Raw genomic sequence first — 3,459 nt, forward strand, 5'->3', positions numbered from 1 at the left:
GGCTGGATACGGCGGCGGATTATGTTCCTTCTTTGGAAAGGCTCAGAATAGGAAATGACGCCGCAGCTGTGCTGGCTTTTAATAAAGCGCTAATTGACGCTGTTCACGACGTATGCGCCTGTTTTAAGGTGCAGATTGCTTATTACGAAGAAATGGGGCTTGAAGGGCTACATACCTACTCTGAAACGTTAAAGTACATACGCTCTAAGGACGGACTTGTAATTGCCGACATAAAACGCGGCGATATTGCCGATACAGCCAAACGCTACGCAAAAGCTCACTTTTCAGGCGATTTTGAGGCTGATTTTGTTACTTTAAGCCCTTATATGGGCATGGATTCAATTGAGCCGTGGCTTAAAGAAGCCGGAAATTCAGGCAAAGGCGCATTTGTTTTAATGCGGACAAGCAATGCCGGAATGAAGGACTTTGAGTATCTTGAAATTGGGGGCGGAAAACGTGTATACCATTCTGTAGGCGATAAATTGGCTTCTCTTGAGGCGAATTGTCTTGGTAAAAACGGCTACAGACTTTTTGGAGTTGTAACCGGTTGTACGGAAAGCGATGAAGCGGCGGAGATTCGCAAGGCTTACGGAGATCTTTTTTTCCTGATACCGGGTTACGGCGCTCAGGGCGGAAGCGCGAAAAACGCCGCGTTGCTGTTACGGGGCGGAAACGGCGGAGTTGTAAACGCTTCAAGGTCAATTATCACATCATGGAAGGAGCAATCCGACTGTGAAAAAGCGGATAACCTGTTTGCCGCAGGTTCCGCAAGACGCGCCGTAATCAAGATGAGAGATGAAATTTTAAATGAAGTAAGGAAATAAAATATGAGTATAAGCGTTGTATGCGAGTTGGAAAAAAATACATATATTACAGATGATTATTTTATTCTTGAATTTCCATGGGAAAGTCCGGAGATTAAAGCAGGACAATTTTTTATGTTAAAGCCCGTGTTTAGCAGCGTGTTTTTAGCGCGTCCTATCAGTGTTTTTGAATATGCTCCGCAAAATAAAACAGTTAAATTTCTTATTTGTATAAAAGGCAAAGGGACAGAAGAGCTTTCCTTGCTGCACCCTGGAGACAAAGTTCAGCTAACGGGACCGCTTGGAAATTGTTGGGCGGATTTCCTGCCCGAAAACGGAAAAGCCGCGCTTGTCGGCGGAAGCGCGGGGGTCGCTCCTCTTGCGGCGTTAGTCGCGGAAAAACCCGATTACTATTTTCATTTTTTCGCGGGTTTTAAAAAAGGTTTTAAAGAGAAAGAGCATGAAAACGCCATTGTAGGCAACGCCGTAAACGCGGCTAAATTTACAATTTCCGCGGAAGACGGAGGACACGCTCTTAACGGCAGGATAGTCGATTTTCTTTTTTCACCGGAGGATTTTGACGTAATTTTCGGGTGCGGACCTACAGCTATGATGAGCGCGTTAAAGAAAAAATGCGAAGCGCAGAATGTTCCATGCTTTTTATCGATGGAAAGCCGTTTTGCATGCGGTACGGGCGTATGCTTAGGTTGTACAATATCTACCGCCGGCGGAAACCGCAGGGTTTGCAAGGACGGTCCTATTTTTTCTTCCCGTGAGGTAACATTTAATGAGTGAAATAAATAATACGCAAGAAAACCAATGCGATATGTCAGTTGAAATAGCGGGAGTAAAATTAAGAAATCCCGTAATTGCCGCTTCTGGAACATTCGGCAAGGCAAGAGAGTACAGCAGTATTTTTGACATATCGCTTCTTGGCGGAATATGCACAAAAGGACTTACCCTTGTTCCGCGTAACGGAAACAAAGGAACGCGAATTTGGGAAACACCGAGCGGGTTAATAAACTCAATCGGTCTTGAAAATCCGGGTATACAATCTTTTTTACTGAATGATCTTGATTATTTAAAGCGGCTTGGACCCGCGATAATTGCGAATCTTTCAGGCTCGTCTTCCGATGAATATGTTAAAGGAGCGGCTTTACTGAATGAATCTTCGGTAGATATGATTGAATTAAATATTTCATGTCCTAATATCAAAGACGGGGGTCTTGCATTTGGTCTTGACGCGGGAACAGCCGCCGCAATTGTTATCGCGGTACGCCGCGTTTGCAAGCATAAACCGCTTATGGTAAAACTTTCACCTAACTGTCCCTCTATCGCGTCTGTCGCTAACGCCTGTATTAACGCCGGCGCTGACGCTCTTTCTTTGATAAACACAATGAAGGCTATGGCGATTGATACGGAAAATCGCAAGCCTGTTTTTGATAATGTAATAGCCGGTCTTTCCGGATCTGCGATTAAGCCGATTGCGCTTCGCATGGTGTGGGAACTATTCGATTCGCTTAAAGACAATAAATCTAATATTCCTATTGTAGGAATGGGCGGGATTTCATGCGCAAATGACGCGCTTGAGTTTTTAATGGCGGGAGCCAGAGCAATTCAGGTGGGAACCGCTACTTTTACAAACCCGCACGCAATGACGGAAATTATTGACGGCATACACAATTACATGACAGCTAACAAAATTTTAAAATTAAGCGATATTTCAATTAGGGATAAATGGTAAAAAAAAGTCTTTACACTGTTGTTTTTCAAGATGAAAAAATAATCGCGGTTAATAAGGCTTCGGGGATTTCTGTGGGCGGGGACAGGTGGGACGAGTCTGCGGAAAGACTGGATAAACTTATCGAAAAAGATTTAAATATTCCAAAAATATTTACTATTCACAGGATAGATAAGGAAACTTCGGGGCTTGTTGTTTTTGCCAAGGACAGAGAAACTCACAGAGAGTTGTCCATTGCCTTTGAACAGCGTGATGTGAAAAAACTTTATACGGCTATTGTTCACGGAAGACCGTCATGGAAAGAGACAACTTGCGATTTGGCGCTTGTTCCAAACGGCAATAAAAAACACATGACTATTATAGATAAATACCAAGGGAAGAAATCTTTTACGCGCTTTGTTTGCGTAACAAGCGCCGCAAACTACAGTATTCTTCAGGCTTTTCCCGAAACAGGCAGGATTCACCAGATACGGGTGCATTTAGCCGCGCTTGGACACCCTGTAGTCTGCGATGAATTATACGGAAAAATGTCGCCTGTTAAGTTGTCCTCTTTTAAACGCGCATGGCGCGGCGACCCTTATGAGGAACGCCCATTGCTTGCTAGGCTTGGATTACACGCGCAGGAATTGGCGCTGCCAAGTGGATTGGAATTAAAAGCGCCGCTCCCCAAGGACATGGCAAGCCTGATAAATCAACTGGAAAAATACGCTTAAAAAACTTGACATATTTTACATTATTTGGTATTATGTTAGTTATAAGGAGAAAAAAGAATGAAAAAGTTAATATTTATTTTAATGGCGTTATTTGTAGTCGGTTTTGCTTTCGGCGATCCTGCCGACGATGAGGCAAAAGCACTTTTGCAAAAAAACGATGATTATTACAATGACTTTCAGCAAAAATTTAAATCTTTAGGAG

4 protein-coding genes are annotated in these 3,459 nt (G+C 43.3%); all 4 read left to right on the plus strand.

Going from position 1 to position 3,459, the window contains the following annotated elements:
• The first annotated feature begins 2 nt into the window (after nucleotides 1-2).
• Genes pyrF through ACYVTD_RS10705 form a run of 4 tightly spaced genes read left to right on the plus strand, consistent with a single transcriptional unit; the run spans nucleotide 3 to nucleotide 3,257 of the window.
• The gene (gene pyrF / locus ACYVTD_RS10690; RefSeq protein WP_461247758.1) at nucleotides 3-824 is read left to right on the plus strand and encodes an orotidine-5'-phosphate decarboxylase; all 822 of its coding nucleotides are present in this window, start codon (nucleotides 3-5) and stop codon (nucleotides 822-824) included.
• A gap of 3 nt (nucleotides 825-827) precedes the next feature.
• A complete protein-coding gene (locus ACYVTD_RS10695; RefSeq protein ID WP_461247759.1) occupies nucleotides 828-1,598 on the plus strand; it encodes an iron-sulfur cluster-binding protein in 771 nt (256 codons plus the stop codon).
• Nucleotides 1,591-2,547 (plus strand): dihydroorotate dehydrogenase, encoded by a 957-nt coding sequence (locus ACYVTD_RS10700; protein WP_461247760.1) that lies wholly within the window; start codon nucleotides 1,591-1,593, stop codon nucleotides 2,545-2,547. Before ACYVTD_RS10695 ends, ACYVTD_RS10700 begins: the two co-directional genes overlap by 8 nt.
• Nucleotides 2,541-3,257 (plus strand): RluA family pseudouridine synthase, encoded by a 717-nt coding sequence (locus ACYVTD_RS10705; RefSeq protein WP_461247761.1) that lies wholly within the window; start codon nucleotides 2,541-2,543, stop codon nucleotides 3,255-3,257. Before ACYVTD_RS10700 ends, ACYVTD_RS10705 begins: the two co-directional genes overlap by 7 nt.
• Nucleotides 3,258-3,459 lie beyond the last annotated feature (202 nt).

It is taken from the genome of Treponema sp. R6D11, assembly GCF_054786075.1.